14 protein-coding genes are annotated in these 15,714 nt (G+C 60.2%); 8 read left to right on the top strand and 6 right to left on the bottom strand.

Going from position 1 to position 15,714, the window contains the following annotated elements; all coding sequences use genetic code 11:
• Window positions 1-275 precede the first annotated feature (275 nt).
• Window positions 276-605 carry a YbaB/EbfC family nucleoid-associated protein gene (locus tag H8B14_RS12565; RefSeq protein ID WP_044017950.1) on the top strand — a complete coding sequence of 110 codons (330 nt, stop codon included), beginning with the start codon at window positions 276-278 and terminating at the stop codon, window positions 603-605.
• The gene (locus H8B14_RS12570) at window positions 595-1,683 is read left to right on the top strand and encodes a glycosyltransferase family 2 protein (protein ID WP_222840599.1); all 1,089 of its coding nucleotides are present in this window, start codon (window positions 595-597) and stop codon (window positions 1,681-1,683) included. The genes H8B14_RS12565 and H8B14_RS12570 overlap by 11 nt, the downstream gene beginning before the upstream one ends.
• A 141-nt stretch (window positions 1,684-1,824) precedes the next feature.
• Here the strand turns inward: H8B14_RS12570 and H8B14_RS12575 are convergent, their stop codons facing one another.
• Window positions 1,825-2,043, bottom strand: a complete 219-nt coding sequence (locus H8B14_RS12575) for a PspC domain-containing protein (protein WP_044017951.1) — start codon at window positions 2,041-2,043, stop codon at window positions 1,825-1,827.
• Window positions 2,044-2,200: 157 nt separating this feature from the next.
• Here H8B14_RS12575 and H8B14_RS12580 point away from each other — a divergent pair, with 157 nt between their 5' ends.
• From H8B14_RS12580 to H8B14_RS12590, 3 genes are all read left to right on the top strand, one after another.
• Entirely contained in the window at window positions 2,201-4,009 is a 1,809-nt protein-coding gene (locus tag H8B14_RS12580) for a tetratricopeptide repeat protein (protein WP_187316000.1), read from the top strand.
• 31 nt (window positions 4,010-4,040) lie between these two features.
• Window positions 4,041-4,667 carry a hypothetical protein gene (locus H8B14_RS12585; RefSeq protein WP_187316001.1) on the top strand — a complete coding sequence of 209 codons (627 nt, stop codon included), beginning with the start codon at window positions 4,041-4,043 and terminating at the stop codon, window positions 4,665-4,667.
• A gap of 108 nt (window positions 4,668-4,775) precedes the next feature.
• Complete coding sequence (locus H8B14_RS12590) at window positions 4,776-5,759, top strand: pyruvate dehydrogenase complex E1 component subunit beta (RefSeq protein ID WP_187316002.1); 984 nt, start codon at window positions 4,776-4,778, stop codon at window positions 5,757-5,759.
• Between the two features lie 98 nt (window positions 5,760-5,857).
• Here the strand turns inward: H8B14_RS12590 and H8B14_RS12595 are convergent, their stop codons facing one another.
• The 3 genes from H8B14_RS12595 to H8B14_RS12605 all read right to left on the bottom strand — a co-directional run bounded on the left by H8B14_RS12595 (window position 5,858) and on the right by H8B14_RS12605 (window position 12,208).
• Window positions 5,858-8,932 carry a T9SS-dependent M36 family metallopeptidase gene (locus H8B14_RS12595; RefSeq protein WP_187316003.1) on the bottom strand — a complete coding sequence of 1,025 codons (3,075 nt, stop codon included), beginning with the start codon at window positions 8,930-8,932 and terminating at the stop codon, window positions 5,858-5,860.
• A 406-nt stretch (window positions 8,933-9,338) separates the two neighbouring features.
• A complete protein-coding gene (locus tag H8B14_RS12600; RefSeq protein ID WP_187316004.1) occupies window positions 9,339-10,730 on the bottom strand; it encodes a hypothetical protein in 1,392 nt (463 codons plus the stop codon).
• A 29-nt stretch (window positions 10,731-10,759) separates the two neighbouring features.
• Window positions 10,760-12,208, bottom strand: a complete 1,449-nt coding sequence (locus tag H8B14_RS12605; RefSeq protein ID WP_187316005.1) for a hypothetical protein — start codon at window positions 12,206-12,208, stop codon at window positions 10,760-10,762.
• 97 nt (window positions 12,209-12,305) lie between these two features.
• Here H8B14_RS12605 and H8B14_RS12610 point away from each other — a divergent pair, with 97 nt between their 5' ends.
• Complete coding sequence (locus H8B14_RS12610; protein WP_187316006.1) at window positions 12,306-12,848, top strand: DinB family protein; 543 nt, start codon at window positions 12,306-12,308, stop codon at window positions 12,846-12,848.
• Window positions 12,849-12,954: 106 nt separating this feature from the next.
• Here H8B14_RS12610 and H8B14_RS12615 read toward each other — a convergent pair whose 3' ends face one another.
• Together H8B14_RS12615 and H8B14_RS12620 are read right to left on the bottom strand one after the other, a co-directional pair.
• Complete coding sequence (locus tag H8B14_RS12615; protein ID WP_187316007.1) at window positions 12,955-13,410, bottom strand: thioesterase family protein; 456 nt, start codon at window positions 13,408-13,410, stop codon at window positions 12,955-12,957.
• A gap of 69 nt (window positions 13,411-13,479) precedes the next feature.
• Window positions 13,480-14,220: a class I SAM-dependent methyltransferase gene (locus tag H8B14_RS12620; protein WP_261990004.1), complete on the bottom strand. Its 741-nt coding sequence runs from the start codon at window positions 14,218-14,220 to the stop codon at window positions 13,480-13,482.
• Between the two features lie 158 nt (window positions 14,221-14,378).
• Here H8B14_RS12620 and H8B14_RS12625 point away from each other — a divergent pair, with 158 nt between their 5' ends.
• Both H8B14_RS12625 and H8B14_RS12630 read left to right on the top strand, forming a co-directional pair.
• Window positions 14,379-15,098 carry a hypothetical protein gene (locus H8B14_RS12625; RefSeq protein WP_187316009.1) on the top strand — a complete coding sequence of 240 codons (720 nt, stop codon included), beginning with the start codon at window positions 14,379-14,381 and terminating at the stop codon, window positions 15,096-15,098.
• A gap of 66 nt (window positions 15,099-15,164) precedes the next feature.
• The gene (locus tag H8B14_RS12630) at window positions 15,165-15,551 is read left to right on the top strand and encodes a hypothetical protein (RefSeq protein ID WP_187316010.1); all 387 of its coding nucleotides are present in this window, start codon (window positions 15,165-15,167) and stop codon (window positions 15,549-15,551) included.
• Window positions 15,552-15,714: the final 163 nt, after the last annotated feature.

The raw sequence follows: 15,714 nt of genomic DNA on the forward strand, positions 1-15,714 counted from the left end.
AGTAGGCAACAGGCCGTTGTTTAATCAATTTGCACCCTACCGCATCATCTAAAGTGGCTGGCAACGCAGCATCTTGCAGCCAGGGCCGCCGATTGTTGCCTTTTGGGCGTATGTGTACCGTAAATTGCGCCCGGCTTAGCGCCTTGCGTTGTGGCATTGCTGCATCGTGAGGGCCGCAGACTACTTCGGCAGTGCCTTGTTTGCGGCAATGCAACGCTGGCAGCTACCACCTTCCAACTCCCTTCCGGTTCGCCGGAAATAACGACCTGAATTCTATGTTTGATATGATGGGCATGATGGGCAAAATGAAAGAGCTGCAGGAGAAAATGCAGCAGGCCCAGCAGGAAATGCAGTTTGTGACGGCTACCGGCGAGGCGGGCGGCGGCCTGGTGCGCGCCACGGCCAACGGCCAGCGCCGGGTCATTAAGCTGGAAATCGACGACTCGCTGCTCTCCGACCGCGAAATGCTGGCCGACCTCGTAGTAGCGGCCGTGAACAAGGCCCTCGACGAAGCCGGCGACAAAGCCAAAGAAGAGCTGAAGCGCAAAACCAGCGGCCTGATTCCCAACATTCCCGGCCTCGACCTCGGCGGCTTTGGCCTCTAGTATTGCTCCGGAATCGGCGGCGGCCACCTGCGCCGATGTAGCCGTGGTGGTGCTGAACTGGAACGGGGCGGCCCTGCTGCAACAGTTTCTGCCCTCGGTGCTGGCGCACAGCCAAGGAGCCACCGTTTGGGTGGTTGATAACGCGTCGACCGATGACTCGGTGGCGGTGCTGGCCCGCGAGTTCCCGAAGGTGCAGGTGCTCCGGCACACTACTAACCTGGGCTTTTGCGAAGGCTACAACCAGGCGCTACGGCAGCTGCCCGCGCAGTTCCAGCACGCCGTACTGCTCAACTCCGATGTGGAAGTGACGCCGGGCTGGCTGCAGCCGCTGCGCCAGCTCCTAGAAGAGCGCCCCAGCATGGCAGCGGTGCAGCCCAAAATCCGGGCCTTCGCCGACCGGACGCAGTTCGAGTACGCCGGCGCCGGCGGTGGCTACCTCGACCAACTGGGCTACCCTTTCTGCCGCGGCCGCCTTTTTGATACGCTGGAAGCCGACCACGGCCAGTACGATGACGCCCGGCCGGTAGCCTGGGCCACCGGCGCCTGCATGGTGGTGCGCCTAAGCAGCTGGCGCGCGCTGAATGGTCTGGAGCCCGAGTTCTTCGCGCACATGGAAGAAATCGACTTGTGCTGGCGGCTCTGGAATGCCGGCCACGAAGTGTGGTACCACGGTGGCAGCACCGTTTTTCACGTGGGCGGCGGCACGCTGCACAAGTCTAACCCGCGCAAAACCTACCTCAACTTCCGCAACGGCCTGGCTTTGGTGTACAAAAACACCCACCCCAGCGAGCTAACCAGCACCCTTGTAGTGCGGCTGCTGCTCGATTGGGTGGCCGCCCTGCGCTTCCTGCTACAAGGCGCCACCCCCGACGCCCGCGCCATCGTGCGCGCCCAGCGCGACTTCTACCGCCGCCGTGCCTATTGGAAGCAGAAGCGGCAACAGTTTCCGCCGCGGCTTACGCTGGCTGAGCGTCCCGGCGTGTTTCGGGGCAGTTTAGTCTGGGCATATTTCGGGCAGGGAAAGCGGAAGTTTTCGGACCTCAACACGAATCTATTAACCTGGCAATCACAACTCTAAGGCAAACAACTTGCAGGAGTTACCAGCACATGAATCTGTGAAATTCCCTTTTTTTAATCTGCAACATCTGTGATTAAAAAAAGCCTGCCTTCTTATGAAGGCAGGCTCTGAAACCAAGTGTATCAAAGTTTATTGATTGGCTTACAAGTCCCAGACGGTGCTGCGCTGCCGGCGCATAGCCCGGCGCACATTCATCCAGAAGGCCAGCGCGAAATACAGCACAATGGGCGAGCCGAAGGTAAAGAACGAGGCGTAAACGAACGACAGCCGGACGCTTCCCGTGGAAAAGCCCAACCGGTTGCCTAAGGCATTGCAGACACCGAAGCTCTGCTTTTCGATGTAGTCGGTGAGTCGTTTCATAACGGTTGGTAGTAAGTGTGGCACGCTGCTAACCTGGTACAAGATAGCATGATACGATAGCGCAAGCAAGCTGAAGCAGGGTAATTTCCTTCGAAGATACGTCTCCCTGGCGCGGTTTTGCGTTTGTTGTTGGAAATTCCGCCCCGAACCTCTTTGTATGAGAAGCCCGTTGCCCCGTAATCTTTCTATTCTGTTGCTGGCGCTGGCTGGTACGCTGCCTGCTTGTACGCTACCCCGGATGCTGAAGGTTGCGCAAAGTGGCCAGCAAGTGAGCGTGCAGCCGGCTGTGCTGGAAAGCAACGGCGAAAATGTGCTGTTTGAGGTGACGGCCCGCGTGCCGGCCAGCCACCTCAAAAAAGGCGCCGCCTACGGCCTCAACCTACGTTACGTCTACGACAACGGCCTGCGCGAAGACACGCTGGGCCGCCTCAGCTTCCAGTCGGGCGAGTATGTCTACGACGAGGAAAAGAAAGATCAGCTGGTCATCAAAAAGCAGCTTTCCTTTCCGTACGCACCCAACAAAAACCCCGGCCAACTCTTGGCCCTGGCCGAAGTGCGGGAGCTGAAACCCAACGGCAAGCGCCTCAAGGGCCAGGAAACCCGGCTGGCGCGGGGCGTGGCCAGCACTGGCCGTCTGGTCGTGCGCCAAGATACAGCCATTGTGCTGCTGCCCGAAACTGCCGACAACAACATGAGCGGCACCCGCGTGCTGCCGTTTTTCTTTGATGCCGGCCGCTCGGAAATCCGCAATTTCCTGGGCACTAACGTAGCGGCGCTGGAAGATTTCATCGAGGCCAACCAGCGCACCGAGAAGGTGATGATTGTGGCCGGCCACTCGCCCGACTCGCTCGATGCCCACGACCTGCGCTTGGCCGACAAGCGCGTGCAGGCCCTGCAGCGCTACTACAAAAACCGCGTCGACACCGACTCCTACCTCAACCGGGTGCGCGACATCGACTTCGAAACCGAAGCCTACCACCGCCGCTGGGACCTATTCCTGAACAAAGTGCAGGAGTCGGCCCTGAAGCCGGCGCAGGTAGATTCGGTGCTGCTGCTCATCAACGACACGCCCGGCACCTACGCCCAGAAGGAGAAAAGCCTGCACGGCCTGTCATTCTTCGACTACTTGGAGCAGTACATCTACCCCGTTATGCGCTTCGGCACGGTGGCCGTGCAGTACACTGCCCCCAAGCGCTATGACTCGGAAATCTACCTGCTGTCCAAGAAGATTGTGGATAAGCAGCTGGAAGTAGACGCTCTGACGCCGGAAGAGTTGCGCTACTCGGCCACGCTCACGCCGCTGCTGGCCGAGAAACAGCGCATCTACGAAACTTCGGCCGCCACCACGGGCCGCTGGGAAGCCTACCACAACCTGGCCGTGGTGCTGCTACAACGCTCCGAAAAGGAAGTGAGCGACAAGGTGCGCAAGGCCTATCTGCGCCGGGCCGCCGTGAATTTCACGCTGGCGGCCCACCGCAACCCCACGGCACCCATGTTCTACCGTGTGGCCACCGCCTACCACCGCGCCGGCGACAAGTTGGAAGCCCTGCAGAACTACGACTACGCCATCAAGCTCGGCGGCGCCCGCCCGGTGCTCGACAAGGTATTTGCTGACAAAGCGGCGCTGGAAATCGAAATCGGGCAGCTCGATGATGCGCTGGGCAGCCTCAGCTACAGCGCCAAAAGCTACCAGAATACCATGAACCGTGCCCTGATCTATCTGCTCAAGGGCAACTACGACGGAGCTGCTGGCATCTACCAAGAGGCCCTCACGCTGCAGCCCAACGACCCGCTGGCCTACTACTGCCTGGCCGTGGTAGCCGCCCGCCAGAAAAACGAAGCCGCCATGGGCGAGAACCTGCGCCGCGCTGTGCAAATCGACCGAAAGTTTGCCAACCGCGCCGTCGAGGACCTGGAGTTCATGGATTACGCCAGCGGTAAGGTGTTTCTGGAGACGCTGCGGTAGATGAGCGAGTGCACTTTTGATATTTATAACTATGAGAACAATTATGAGTTGCGTACTGCTACTAGGGTTAACAGCGTGTAACTCCACACCACAAGAGAAGCAGCAGGTGGTCAAACATTTTAAACCTATTACCTATAGCCTCGCTAAGCTTTCAGAGAATAATAACCATCTGCTGGATAGCCTACGGGCACTTCATAAAGCTGACACTTCTCTCATTAAGTGGCTCTCTCCCACTTCTAACACAATGCCGGGCGAAGATGCTTTCTATCAGGCAACTCGTTTCTACAGATACAACGATTTCACAATAGGTGAAAGCAAAGCGGTGATAGTGGCCGTAATTACAGATTTCAACACTCTATCTGCTTCCCTACAACTCCTCATGTTTGATAAAGCAGGCAAATGGCTTTCTACAATGCCTCTTGCGCTCTATTACGATGAAGCAGGTGCGACAGACGCAATGACTTCTATCCAAACCACCTTGGACACATTCGTTCAGCAACGAGTAGTAGAAGATTTTAAATACGGTCCTGAAACCCCAGAAGTGCCGACCGAAATACTTGGACGTTTATCTACTACTACGCACACATTGGTCAAGCTTGATAAGAATGGTGTTCACAAAACCCAATTAGACAGCACCACGATACTGAAAAAGCAATGACATTCTCAATGTCTACTCTCACCGTTTGCCCGTCCCGGCTACTCGTCGTAGCTTTACGCGCCGGCTGAGGCCGGCTTTTTCATTCTGACTTTCGAACTGCCACAGACTATGCGGACCATCCAATTCCGGGAAGCCCTGCGTGAAGCCCTGTCCGAAGAAATGCGCCGCGACCCGCGCGTGTTCCTGATGGGCGAAGAAGTAGCCGAATACAACGGCGCCTACAAAGTAAGCCAGGGCATGCTGGACGAGTTTGGCCCGGAACGCGTGATTGACACCCCGATTGCCGAACTGGGCTTTGCCGGCATTGGCGTGGGCGCGGCCATCAACGGCCTGATTCCGGTCATCGAGTTCATGACCTTCAACTTCTCGCTGGTCGCCATCGACCAAGTAATTAACTCGGCTGCCAAAATCTATTCGATGTCGGGCGGGCAGTACTCCTGCCCCATCGTGTTCCGCGGCCCAACGGGCAGCGCCGGCATGCTCAGCAGCCAGCACTCGCAGAACTTCGAGAACTGGTACGCCAATACACCCGGCCTGAAAGTGGTGGTTCCTTCTAACCCCTACGATGCCAAAGGTCTGCTGAAAGCCGCCATCCGCGACCCGGACCCAGTAATTTTCATGGAGTCGGAGCAGATGTATGGCGATAAAGGCGAGGTGCCGGAAGAAGAGTACCTGCTGGAAATCGGTAAGGCCAACGTGGTGCGCGAAGGCAAATCGGTGACGCTGGTGAGCTTCGGCAAGATGATGAAGATTGCCCTGGCTGCCGCCGATGAGCTGTCCAAGGAAGGCATCGAAGCCGAAGTAATCGACCTGCGCTCGGTGCGCCCGATTGACTACGACACGCTAGTGAATTCGGTGAAGAAAACCAACCGCATGGTGGTGGTGGAAGAAGCCTGGCCGCTGGCCAGCATCAGCTCGGAGCTGGCCTACACCGTGCAGCGCCGCGCCTTTGACTACCTCGATGCCCCGGTAGTGCGCGTTACCTGCATGGATGTGCCCCTGCCCTACGCCCCTACCCTCATCGAAGCCTCGCTGCCAAATGTAGGCCGCACCGTGAATGCCGTGCGTGAGGTGATGTACGTGAAGAAATAAGGAAGCTTAAATTTCCACAAAAAAGCCCCGCAGCCAGATTGGCCGCGGGGCTTTTTTGTGCGCTGTGCGGTCGGGCTGACCGCTACAGTTCTTCAGCTTTAGTCCTGAAGCAGGATGCGGGTGAAGCGCATGCCTTTGCTGGTTTGCAGGCGTGCCATGTAGAGGCCAGCTGCCAGCTTCTCGCGGCGGAACTCGTAGGTATAGGTCTGGCCGGCTTTGCCCTGGCCTTCAGCTACTACGGCCACCACCGAGCCCTGCAGGTTCAGCACTTCCACGCGGTAGCTGCCTTCATCGGTGAGCTGGAAAGCCAGCCGCGTGGAAGCCGTAGCGGGGTTCGGGCTGGAGGTAAACAGCTCCGATTCGGCCAGCAGTGCCTTTGGCTGCCTCATATCATCCATAGAAGCATTGGCGGCGCTGCCACAAACGCCCACATTGTCGCCGTGCCGCAGGTGGTCGATTACATCGGCGCTGGAAATGCAGATGGAGTTGCCGCGGTGGCACACCTGCACCTTGTCGTTGCGGTTGCCGCAACGCACATCCACCACGTTGATGGTCACCTGCGCTGTTTCCACGCAGCTGTTGATGTTGGTGGCCGTGACGGTGAACGTGTAGGTGCCGGGTGCTGTGGGCGTGAACACCGGTGTGGCGCTGCTGGTGCTGCTCAGCCCGGTGGCCGGCGCCCAGCTATAGCTCACAATATCGACGCCGCTGGCTTGCAGCGTAAGGCTGGGCAGGCCGTAGCCCAGGTAAATCGTTTTAGGTGCCCCGCCCACAAACGTCGTCAGTGGCGAAACGGTGATGGTAGGTGGGTTGCAGGCGTAGAGCGGCGGCAGGTCGAAGTTTTCCACCTGATCTGAGCGGCTGGTGCGCAGGCCCTGGCTGGCGCCGAAACCCAGGCCACGCTTGGCAAACACCTGCCAGATCAGCTTTTGGTTGAGGCCACCGTTGGCCATGTCGGCCGCCAGAATAGCATTGCGCCCATCCACGAAGCCGGGGCTACAGGCCTGCCCCTTCATTCCATCCATCACCAGCTGCATGGCCAGGTTGTTGCCGCCAGTACCGCTGTAGAGGTTGGCATCATACCCATACCGGTCAATCAGGGCCCAGTTCAGGTCCCAGAGCATGGTGCACCACACAAAGCCCACGCCATGCGGCTGGGTCAGGGTTGGGCTATTGGTGTCGCCGTAGGTGTAGTCGTTCACGGCAAAGTCGGTGCTGTAGGGGGCGGGCCGGATGCCCTGGGCTGTGGTAGCCTGGCCCAGGGCGTAAGTGCCAATACCGCGCCGCTTGGGGCTGGTGTCGCCGGTTTTCATGGTCAGCATCAGCCCAAACCAGTCGCTCCAGCCTTCACCCATCTGCTCGGCATTCTGCAGGCAGTTGACTACAGCCGGGCCTCCCGTGAGACGGTTGGAGATGCCGTGGCCGTATTCGTGGGCAATGATACCGTTGTCGAAGTCACCGTCAATTTCCGGGCCCGAGCCCACATTGCGCAGCGCCACCCGCACTTCCTGGGCAGCATCCAGCGCCGCCCGGATGGTAGCGCCATCAGCTTGCCCGATCATCACGGCCGGGATGGTGATGGGCACGGCTGCCGTGCCGCCCATGGCCGTAGGGTCGCCGGCTACGTTATTGATAACTATTGCCGCAATTGCGCCGGCTTCCTGCGCATTCTGCACTTTCTGAGCGAATGTGCAGCTGCCCCGGTACACCACGGCAATATTGCCGGCCATGGCAGTTGCATTGCTGAAAGTAGTGCACCCCTCCTGTCCTACACCCACAGCTGTGGCTGCCAGCACAAGTTTGCCAGTAACGGGTACGGGCGTCAGGGGTGCGCTGAAAGAAGCCTGCACGCTCTTGTAGCTGCCAGCCAGCGCAGCCGGGGCCGTCACCTTGAACATGTCCGGGTCGGGGATGCCGCTCCACAGATACATCTGCATGCGGGGCCGCAAGCCATCGGCGGGCGTGAAGAAGTTGGCGTTGTTGCGGGTAGTAGCAATGTTGCGGCTGTCCTGGGCTTCACCCCGCACGTCGTCGTTGCCGATGCCACCGCGCCCGAAATTATCCACCTGAAAAGAGCCGCTCATCTCATCGAAGCCATACTGGTACCAGATGTCGTGCATGATGTTGTTCATGTAAAACAGGTTGGTGATGGCGGCGTCGCGGTAAGTGACTGGCTGCTGGGTGAAATCAATGGGGTAGTCGAACAGCAGTGAGGCGCCGGCATTGGGGCTGTAGTTGAGGGCGCCGTTGTTGTTGTTGGTGGGGTCTTCGTAGGCGTGCACGTTGTTGCCGCGCGTGGTGGTGTAGCTGGTGGCGCCGGCCGTCTGCCAGCCCGCTGGCGAAGCCGTGGCGTCGGCAGCCGTGGTGGCCACAAAGTCGCGGGTGCCGTGGCTGGGGCTCTCGGCCGGAATCGGGAATACATTGTACGCGTTAGCCGTCGGCGCAGCCAGCATGGAGGCTTGCCGCAGCGGCAGCAGCAACGGTGGCTGCGCGCCCAGGGCCAGTCCCCCGGCTCCATTGTTATCGAACTCGCAGTGGGTCACTAGATTGTCCCGGTCCAGCTGCTGGCCAGTGGCGGCATCCAGCCGGATATTCCACGCGTTCAGAGCGCTCAGCTCATAGATAGCAACCTCCCAGGCCAGCCGCAGCTGGCCATCAGCCAAGGGTTGATAAACGAGCCGGGCCGAGATAGGCTCCAGAGAAATACCCGCCGTGGAAAACACGGCAGCCCGATCCGCACTGCGAGCCTGGGTTTGCAGCGTGAGTGGCGCACGCATGCTCAGGCCCAGTATACGGGCCGCGGCGGCCACTGCTTCTGCAGCCCCCAGCACCGGCCGGGTAGTGGGCTGCTGGTTTCTGGCCTGTGGCAGCGCTTGAAAGCGGGCCTCAACATTCAAAACCTGATCAGCGGCGCTCAAACTCACGGTAGACAGCGCCCCGTGAATATCGATGCCCTGGTACTGCTGCTGCAGGTAGAAGTGCTTCACGCCGTTGTGGCGGCTCATTGTCTCGCTGCTAACTACCAGGTCGGCCAACGTGGCATCCGTCAGGCCCAGCTGCTGCTGGTGCTGCTGCAGATAGCGGGCGGCCCCCACAGGCACGGCACGCCGGCTGGCTTGCTGCTGCCCCAGTGCACTGGCGCTAACCAGCAGCAACAAGAGCAATACCCACATTCCCTCTCGAAATCGTCTGTTTCCGCTCATGGTGATTGTTGGTGTGGTGAGAAGATGTATTATTAATATTATAACATTTATTTATATATTTTTTATAATATTTATAAGCGTAGATAACTAAATCAAGAATGTGCCGAATTATATAACCACAACCGTACTAGCGTTTCTGTCTGGCAAGTTATCAGACCAGGAGGCCTCCGGCGAAAGTACTTAGGATGAGCACCGTGCAGGCTGCCAGCTATTTGCTGCACGCTTCTGCTTATGGCAGCTTTCCGCAGGCTTCCTAAGCAGAAGCGTACTATTGGTGTTCACCGCGAAACACCCACTACTTCAACTCGCTACCAGCACCGCTATAGCACCCTGCGCTATGCCTGGGCAGGTTGCAGCTTAGCCTTCTACCCCACCCCTACCACAAGGCCCGCGGCCCCAACTCCAGCGTGGCCTGCGCGGTGGCAGAAGCCCAGAAGCACAGCAGTACAAACGCTACATACGCCACCCCTACCCCCGCCAGCCGCTGGCGCGGCCAGGCTGCCGGGCGCCACGCAGCTGGCCAGCCAAAGCACAGCACAGCGTATAAAAACAAGTGCAGCGGCAGCAGAAAGCGGCATTCCATGCTCATGGGCAGCATGGGAATACAGGGCACGAGCAGCACGGCCAGCACCAGCCACTGCGGCAGCGTTAGGCGACGAAACTGGGTGCGAAGCAGCACCAGCCCGGCCCCAAACCACACCGAGTAATTCAGCCACGCCAAGCCCCAGGTGGGCACGTAGACTTGCTTGATGTAGGGCGTTGGGTACTGAATATCGAGGCCGTTGAACAGCCGCCACGCATACATCCGAGCAAACAGAGTGGGGTGGCGCAGCACCAGTTGCAGGTAGCTGCTGTAAGAGTCGAACCAGCCGATCTGCTCCTGCCGCACCAGCGCTTCGCCGGCATAATCCCGGAAAATCATGACTCGCTCGGGGTAGTCATTGCCGAGGCTGGTTTCGTATTTCTGGTGCAACAAACCCCATTTTAGCTTCTCGCGGTAGAGGTTGTTGGTTTCCAGGTTTTCATCCTGCGCCAGTACCAGCGGCGAGTTCTGGTGGAAATGCCGCTGGTTGATGAGCAGCTGCGGACCCAGCACCAGTGTTGCCCCAGCCAGTAGCGCCAGCCCGCGCATCAGCCGCTTCACCTGCGAAGGTGCCGGCAACACCAGCGCCAGCGCTACGAAAAACGGCACCGCAATCAGGTAGGAAGGCCGGATGTTGCAGGCTGCCGCCAGACACGCCCCGGCTGCGGCCGTCCACCACGCGCCGCGCCGGTAGAGCAGTAGCAAACCAAGCAGCAGCGCCCCCAGACTCGGAAAATCAGTGAGCGGGAAGTTGAAGTAGTCGCGCCAGAACACGAAGCCCAGCACTGCAAACGCCAGCCGGCGCGGCCAGCTCAACGGCCCCGAGTGGCTGACGGCCTGCCAGAGCCGCGGCCCCAGCCAGCCGAAGCCTACGGCCGCCAGCACCGCCCCAAACACACGCGCAAACAGGATGATGGGCAGCCCGCTGTAGAACTGCGTGATGCGCAGCGGCAGCAACAGCAGCGGCAGCAAATAGCCCCGGAAACCGTCATGGAAGTTGAGCAGTGACAGGTGACCGTTTTTATGAAAGTAGATGGAAATGAACCAGTAGTTCAGCGCATCAAAGTAGATGGCGGTGTACCCCGAGAACGGCAGATATACCAGGTACGCCACCAGAAGCAGTAGCGTCAGGCGCCGGTAAGGTGCCCGGACATGGTTGGCAGATAGCAGAGGGGCCAGCTTCAAGAATAGAGGTTTATAGGAAAAATGGCCGCTTAATCATCTACCAGGGACTTGCCGTGGTCGGGCTGCAGGTTGCGGAAAGTGGCCGCCGAAACCCAAAAGCAGCCCCCCAGCCACAGTCCGGCAGCCAGCACCACAGCCAGCGCCCGGCCCGGCCGGCCGCGCAGCCGGCGTGCCCAGGCCGCCGGCGAAAACCGGAACGACGCTACTACCAGCAGCAGCAAATGCAGGGGCAGCAAAAAGCGGCATTCGATGGCCGTAGGAATGCCGGCCGCACAAGGCAGCAGCAGCGCCAGCAGCATCAGGGCCCGGGGCCACGTCAGCCAGCGTCTGGGGCGGCGCAGCACTACCAGCATTCCAATTCCCAACACGGTGTAGTTGAGCAGCTGCACCCACGGCCGCTCCAACCCATAGTTGCGGATCAGGTACGGAGCAGGCTGCTGCACATCGAGGCCGTTGAAGAGGTGGCGCAGATAGCGTACAGTATAATTGAGCGGATGGTGCAGCAAAATGCTTGTAAACTGCCCATAAGAGCTGTACCCGCGAATTCCTTCCTCCTGCAGGACGTTTAGCCCGGCCGAATCGGCATAGATGAGGCGCTGCTGCAGGCTGGTGTCGTAGCGCAGCACACGGGTGCCCCAGGTGAGCTGCTTGAGGTAGAGTGGCGTGGTATCAGCAGGATTTACGCGAGCCAGTACGAAAGGCGTGTTCTGCCCGAAATGACGCTGGTTGATACGCCACTGCGGTGCTAGCACCAGCGCCACGCCCAGCAGCAGCAATGCCCAACGCCACAGCCGCTGCTGGCGGCTATGCTGCACGCTCCACCAGGCCGCCAGGGCCAATACTGCGGGCACTGCCGCCACGTAAGCCGGCCGGCTGTTACAGGCCGCCGCCAAGCTCAGGCCGGCCAGCAGCCACCAGCCCAATCCGGCCCGGCACAAAGCCCAGAGCGCCAATAATAGTAGCGTCAGGGCCGGTATATCAGTCAGGGAAAAGCTAAGATGGTCGCGCCAGAAGGCAAACCCCAGCAGCAGCAGCAGCAGCCAGCGCCCTCCCGCCACGCGCCCCGGCACCACGCTGCGCCACAGCGCCGGCAGCAGCCACGCATTCAGCAGCGCGGCCCAGCCCAGCCCGGCAGCTTTGGCGGCCACTGGCATCGAGCAATGCGTGATAAAGCGTACGATGAGCGCCGGCAACTGCAGCAGTGCCGCACAGTAGCCACGTGTAGGGTCCCGGAAATTGAGTAGCGAAAAGCCGGTGTCCGGGTTTTTCAGGGCCACGGCCAGCTCCCAGTAGTGGCCGGCGTCATAGGGCATCCGCTCCCCGGTAAGGCCGCCGCCGAGCAGAAAGTAGCTGCCATACAGTGCCAGCACCACCAGCACCCGCACCCGCAGCGGCCATTCCCGGCGCAACAGCGCCAGCCCCACTGGTGGCGCTACCGGAAACGGCGAACCAGAAGATGAGGCAGTTGAAACGGACATAGAACCGGGAGAAGAAAGCCGCGTAGAAGCCAGCGGCAGGGATTTGCGTACCTTTTGCCCAAAGCTACGTCGTAACCGCTCACTCCTGCACTCCTCTATGAATCATCGTCTGCACTTACGCTTCGAGCAACTTGAACTGGCTACTGCGCATTTGCTGCAGGCTGCGGAAGCCCTGGGCAGCAAGGCCCACCAGTCGCCGGGCCCGGGGCAGTGGTCGGCGGCGCAGGTAGTACAGCATCTGCTGGTAGCGGAAACCGGCATTGCGCAATACCTGGAGAAGAAGCTGCAGCAAACGGAAGAGCTGGAAAAGGCTGGCGTAGCACATACGCTTAAATCGTTGCTGTTGCGCGGACTGCTGCGGCTGCCGTTCACGCGCTTCAAGGCACCGAAGCGGCTGGCCGAGCTGACACCGGATGAAGTGGATTCCCTGCCGGAGCTGCAAACCGAATGGCAATCCATCCGGCGGCGGCTGGAGCAGCTGCTCAACGAATACCCCGGCCGGCTTCTCGACCGGGCCATCTTCAAGCACCCTCGCTCCGGCATGCTCACCATCTACCAGACCCTGGATTTCATGCTCGACCACGTGCTGCACCACCAGCGCCAGGTTGAGCGAATTGCCAAAGCCCTGAAAAAGGCGTAGTGCACAGCCAGCAGGTCATTTCACCCAAAAGAGGCCCTTCATACTGCAGTATGAAGGGCCTCTTTTGTGGGTTCTGAGCCGGGATTACGCCGGTCAGCAGGCAGGATTACTCTCCGGCTTTTTTCTCGCGCACGATGTCGGCGTAGGTGGCGTGGTGGGTGATGCCGGTGAAGGCCGCCGTTAGTTCGGGTGGCGGCAGCGTGAGCTTACGCAGGCGCAAATCCAGCCAGGCCCCGTCAACGGTTACGGTAGCAGCTTCGCGGCCGTCGGCTTTGTAGATGGTGTGGATGATGCGCCAGCGCGAGCCGTCGGCGCTGAGGCCCCCCAGCTCCGCCGTCACCCGGATGGTTTCGCTCATGTGTATTTCCTTGAGGAACCGGGTGTCTTCACGAAACAGAATCGGGCCGATTTTCAGCTCGGCGAAGCGCTGCATAGAGAAGCCCTGGTCGGCCAAAAAGTCCAGGCGGACCTGCGCGGCGTAATCGGTGTAGGCGGAGTGGCGCATGTGCACATTGGGGTCCATATCGGCCCAGCGCACTGTAAACGTCTTGCTATAGCTCATAGAGGCAGCGTACTTGATGAAGCGAAAAAAGGTTGAAGCCAGCGGCAGACTTGACTGATCGTCCTGTACTTATCCATTCGCCAGCGTGAGGCGGGCCAGGTATTGCTGCTGCTCGTCTTCGCCCAGGAACTCCACCTCGTAGCCGGCTTCCTCGGCGTAATCCTGCAGAATGCCAGCATCGGCAAACAGCCAGTGAAAGGTGGCCCCCTGCTCGGCGCCGTACTGCATGGTGTAGGTTACTTCGCCGTGGTAAGGCCCATTGAGGTCAAATACCAGTGCGCCGTCTTCGTCTTCGTAGAGGTAGCTAATGTCGGAGGAAGTAGCCAGAATCTGACCGCCGGGGGCCAGCAGCTGGCGCGCGTGGCGCAGAAAAGCCGCCAGCCCATCGAGGGTGCCTACCAGCCCCAAGCCGTTCATGAGCATCAGGATAGTGTCGTACTTTTCGTGGGTGAGGGCGGCGTCGCGCAGGTCGTGGTGCGCCACCTGGCGTACGCCACGGGCCTGCATCACCTGCACGGCCCCGGCCGAGGCGTCGATGGCCTTCACCTCGAACCCGCGGCTTTGCAGCTCCAGCGCGTGGCAGCCGGCGCCGGCGCCCAGGTCGAGCACGCGCCCCTGGCACTGCTCCAGCGCCTGCCGCTCCAGCTCAGGCATTTCCCATAAGCTCCTGAAAAAATAAGCTGCCGGCAGCGGCTCTTCCTCGGCTACATCACTGAACACGGTGAGCGTGGCATCGAGTTGCCCGTGCAGGTAGTCGAGCAGGGCGTGGCCCAGTGGATCGGCAGAAGCGGGGGTGGCAGTAGCAGGCATAAGCATCAGTCGGATGGGTAGGAGCCGGCCAGGCTCCGGCGCTGCAAGGTACGGCATCGGGCGGGCCACCGCAGATTGGCTGGCTCAATAAAGTTTCGCATCTTTCTGTGGTGCCACCCGGCTGGTTTGTTTTACGCTTCCTATCCTACTGAACTGCTATGCGCTACCCGTATTTCTGGCTGCTGATTACCCTGGCGCTGCTCACGAACCCAACCCACGCCCAACGGGCAGATGAGGGAGGCCGGCTCAGCAACTACGACTACATCAACCGGGAGCTGGGCCGCAAGCGCGACGGACTGGCAGCTACCGGCAGCCCGTATCTGCTGCCGGGCTGGGCATTGGGCACTGTGGCCATGCGTACCGGCAACGTGCAGCGCCAGCAGTGGCTGAAATACGACCTGTCGGATGGCCGGCTGCTGTGGCGCCGCCCCCAGGGCGACTCTGTGGAGCTGTTTACAACCATGGTGCGCGAGTTCACCCTGCGCGACTCCGCCACCCATCAGACGCACGTTTTCCGGCTTTATCCCGACGTAAAAACCGAACAGCCCGTGCTGCGCGCCACATTTTTTGATGTGCGCTACGATGCCGGCCGCACGGCCCTGCTGCGCCAGCTCACGCGGCAGGTGCAAACCCAGTCTTCCAGCGGCGCCCTTACCACGGTGAAGAAAGCCATGTGGAGCAGCAAAACCCTGTACTTCATCAAGCGCCCCGACCAGGTGCTGGTGCCGATACGGCTCAATGGCCGGAGCGTGCTGGAAGCGCTGGCGCCACAATACCGGGCGCAGGCCAGCACCTATAGTTCGCAGCAGCAGCTCAACCTAAGCCAGGAAGTTGACGTGGTCCGGCTGCTGGCTTACTACGACAGTCTGCAGCCTTAGCCGGGCGGCGCTGCATCTTTCCCGGGCAGGCTACGTTTGCCAGGGTTCATACCAGATTCTCCTTCTATGTCCACCAACCTAGACTACCTCGACTCCTCTCTATTGCCGCTGGAAGATAAGCTGAATGAATACTTGGCGGCTGAAAAAGCGCTACAGGCCGCCACCAACGAACGCGCCAGCCTCGCGCAGCAACACCAGCAGGAAACACTGGCGGCCGAAGCCTTCGAGCAGCGCTCTGCTACCGGTAGCTTCCCGCAGCACTCCGAGCAGGTGCGTGAGCAACTCGAGACGCTGCAGCAAGACCTGGACCGGTTGCGCCACGAGATACTGGCACTGCTGCCCGTGCGCGACGAATGGGTGAAGGTGAACCTGGGCTACGGCCCCAGCCGAGCGGGCGCTTTCCAGCTTCCCGGCCAGCCACAGGGCACTTACGAGCTGCGCGTAGTACACTAGGCCTGGTTCTCGCCTGGGGCCAGGCTGGATGTTGCAGGCTGCATACACAGGCAGTTATACACCAAACCCATGTACCCATACCAGCCGGGCGCTGAGCAGCCGGCTAATACTATGCGGATGCAGCGCTGAGGGCACTCAGCCCTACGAATGGGCCTAGCCGACC

The sequence above is a fragment of the Hymenobacter puniceus genome (genome assembly GCF_014333525.1).
In the GTDB taxonomy this organism is placed as follows: Bacteria; Bacteroidota; Bacteroidia; order Cytophagales; family Hymenobacteraceae; genus Hymenobacter.

Excerpts from the sequence above, each read along its gene's own strand:
- H8B14_RS12565 (WP_044017950.1), top strand. The coding sequence starts at position 276 with ATGTTTGATATGATGGGCATGATGGGCAAAATGAAAGAGCTGCAGGAG.
- H8B14_RS12575 (WP_044017951.1), bottom strand. The coding sequence starts at position 2,043 with ATGAAACGACTCACCGACTACATCGAAAAGCAGAGCTTCGGTGTCTGC.
- H8B14_RS12580 (WP_187316000.1), top strand. The coding sequence starts at position 2,201 with ATGAGAAGCCCGTTGCCCCGTAATCTTTCTATTCTGTTGCTGGCGCTG.
- H8B14_RS12585 (WP_187316001.1), top strand. The coding sequence starts at position 4,041 with ATGAGAACAATTATGAGTTGCGTACTGCTACTAGGGTTAACAGCGTGT.
- H8B14_RS12590 (WP_187316002.1), top strand. The coding sequence starts at position 4,776 with ATGCGGACCATCCAATTCCGGGAAGCCCTGCGTGAAGCCCTGTCCGAA.
- H8B14_RS12595 (WP_187316003.1), bottom strand. The coding sequence starts at position 8,932 with ATGTGGGTATTGCTCTTGTTGCTGCTGGTTAGCGCCAGTGCACTGGGG.
- H8B14_RS12605 (WP_187316005.1), bottom strand. The coding sequence starts at position 12,208 with ATGTCCGTTTCAACTGCCTCATCTTCTGGTTCGCCGTTTCCGGTAGCG.
- H8B14_RS12610 (WP_187316006.1), top strand. The coding sequence starts at position 12,306 with ATGAATCATCGTCTGCACTTACGCTTCGAGCAACTTGAACTGGCTACT.
- H8B14_RS12615 (WP_187316007.1), bottom strand. The coding sequence starts at position 13,410 with ATGAGCTATAGCAAGACGTTTACAGTGCGCTGGGCCGATATGGACCCC.
- H8B14_RS12620 (WP_261990004.1), bottom strand. The coding sequence starts at position 14,220 with ATGCCTGCTACTGCCACCCCCGCTTCTGCCGATCCACTGGGCCACGCC.
- H8B14_RS12625 (WP_187316009.1), top strand. The coding sequence starts at position 14,379 with ATGCGCTACCCGTATTTCTGGCTGCTGATTACCCTGGCGCTGCTCACG.
- H8B14_RS12630 (WP_187316010.1), top strand. The coding sequence starts at position 15,165 with ATGTCCACCAACCTAGACTACCTCGACTCCTCTCTATTGCCGCTGGAA.